This window comes from Actinomyces polynesiensis (genome assembly GCF_000820725.1).
Taxonomy (GTDB): Bacteria; Actinomycetota; Actinomycetes; order Actinomycetales; family Actinomycetaceae; genus Pauljensenia; species Pauljensenia polynesiensis.
On the sequence record NZ_CCXH01000182.1, the window covers coordinates 1 to 2270 of the forward strand.

Sequence of the window (2270 nt, forward strand, 5' to 3'; positions counted from 1 at the left end):
AAGCGGGGGCCGCCCTCGTTGACGATGCAGAAGTCCACGCGGGTCGCGTGGCCGGCCACGACCGCGATGTCGATGCCGGAGCCGGTGACGTGCACGCCGAGCCGTTGGGGGGTCGGGTACGGGGCGGGCACGAGGGGTGCGGGTGTCGCGGGGTCCACGGTCCGGTGGTCTCTGCGCGTTCCCATGGCTCCTCGGTGGTCGTCGGTGCGGACGGGGCGGGTGCCCCGCGACGAGTCTACTGGCAGGGGGACACCCACAGGAGTGGTGGTCGACGTGACGGGGACGACCGGATCCCGCCGGGGACCCCACGGAGTTCTGTGGCACGCTGGTGGCATGAGAATCGTGGTGTGTGTCAAGCACGTCCCCGACGCCCAGTCCGACCGCCGTTTCGAGGACGGACACATGGTGCGCGGCGAGGACGACGTGCTCAACGAACTGGACGAGAACGCGATCGAGGCCGCCGTGTCCCTGGTCGAGGAACGCGGGGGTGAGGTCGTCGCCGTGACGATGGGGCCGGAGGACGCCGAGGACGCCGTCCTGCGCGCGCTCCAGATGGGCGCCGACCGGGGGGTGCTGGTCAGCGACGAACGCCTGGCCGGGTCCGACGCGATCGGGACCGCGGCCGTGCTCGCCGCCGCCGTGCGCAGGATCGGCGCGGACGCCCCCGTGGACCTGGTCGTCACCGGCATGGCGAGCCTCGACGGCATGACCTCGATGCTGCCCTCCGCCCTTGCCGCCCAGCTCCACCTGCCCCTCCTCGGGCTGGCCCACTCGATGGAGGTGTCGGGGGAGGAGCACCCGGTGGTGCGCATCGAACGCACCGCCGACGGATTCGACGACGTCCTGGAGGCACCCACCCCCGCGGTCGTCTCCGTCACGGACCAGATCAACGAGCCCCGCTACCCGAGCTTCAAGACGATGAAGGCGGCCCGGTCCAAGCCCCTCGACGAGTGGTCCCTGGACGACCTCTCCGACTTCGAGGAGGGCGACGAGCTCGACCAGCCGCTCTCCGCGATCCAGGTCATGGACGCCACCGCCCGCACGCGCAGCGGCGAGGGCGTGCTCGTCACCGACTCGGGTGACGCCGGTGAGCGGCTCGCCCGCTACCTGCTCGAGGAGGTCCTGTGACGATGACCGAACCACTCCACCGTCCCGTCGTCGTGGTCACCGACCACGCGGGTGACGACACCACCGGATACACCCTGACCGCGGCCTCGGCCCAGCTGCTGACACTCGCCCGGACCCTCACCGATGCCGCAGTCGTCGCCGTGGCCCTCAACCCGGCCCCCGACCTCGACGCCCTGGCCGCCCAGGGCGTGGAGCGGGTCCTGGTCCCCGACCTGGACGGGCACTCGCCCCGTGTCCCCGCCGTCGTGGGCGACGCCGTGCGGGCCTGCCTGGGGCAGGTCACCGACCCGGCGGCGGCCCTGTGCGTGTCGAACTACCGCGGCCGCGAGGTCGCCGCCCGTCTCGCAGCCCAGCTGCGCTCCGGCGCCGCCGTGGACGTCACGGCCGTGGAGGTCGTGGACGGTGAGATCCAGGCCCGCAAGTCCGCCCTGGCGGGGTCGTGGACCACGAGGTTCCACGTCACCCGCGGCATGCCCGTCATCGCGGTGCGTCCCTCGAGCGTCGAGGCCGAGGACGCGGCTGTGGCCACCCACCCGCAGGTCGTGGCCGTCCCCGTCACCTGGTCACCCGAGGCGCTCGCGGTCCGCGTCGTCTCCTCGGCCGAACAGGCCGGGACGGGGCGCGTCCCCCTGACGGAGGCCCAGACGGTGGTCGTCGGGGGTCGCGGCACGGACGGGGACTTCTCACTGGTCGAGGAACTCGCGGACCTCCTCGGGGGGGCCGTGGGGGCCACCCGGGTGGCCTCGGACGAGGGGTGGGTCCCCCGCGCCATCCAGATCGGGCAGACCGGTGTCTCCGTCGCCCCGCGGCTCTACGTCGGGCTGGGAGTCTCGGGGGCCGTGCACCACACGGTGGGCATGCAGTCGGCCCAGCACATCGTCGTCGTCAACGACGACCCGGACGCCCCGATCTTCGAGATCGCGGACTTCGGTGTGGTCGGGGACCTCTTCGAGGTCGTGCCCCAGGCGATCGAGGCCCTGCGCAGGGCCGGCGCGGACAACTGAGCACCGGGGATGGACACACCGTGAGCTGCCTGCCCCACCAGCACTACCTGGACCACGCCGCGACCTCGCCCGTGCGCGAGTGCGCCCTCGAGGCCTGGACCGCCACCACCCGTGTGCTGCGCGACGTGCCCGGCAACC

3 protein-coding genes are annotated in these 2270 nt (G+C 73.0%); 2 read left to right on the forward strand and 1 reads right to left on the reverse strand.

Annotation, left to right across the window (positions count from 1 at the left end; all coding sequences use genetic code 11):
* A partial coding sequence (locus TA90_RS14600) for an early set domain-containing protein (protein ID WP_147513427.1) occupies positions 1-185 on the reverse strand: 185 nt, incomplete at its 3' end.
* 148 nt (positions 186-333) lie between these two features.
* Between TA90_RS14600 and TA90_RS07655 the strand changes: the two genes are divergently transcribed.
* Positions 334-1128 (forward strand): electron transfer flavoprotein subunit beta/FixA family protein, encoded by a 795-nt coding sequence (locus TA90_RS07655; protein WP_043535558.1) that lies wholly within the window; start codon positions 334-336, stop codon positions 1126-1128.
* A 2-nt stretch (positions 1129-1130) separates the two neighbouring features.
* Complete coding sequence (locus tag TA90_RS07660; protein WP_043535560.1) at positions 1131-2132, forward strand: electron transfer flavoprotein subunit alpha/FixB family protein; 1002 nt, start codon at positions 1131-1133, stop codon at positions 2130-2132.
* The last annotated feature ends 138 nt before the right edge of the window (positions 2133-2270 follow it).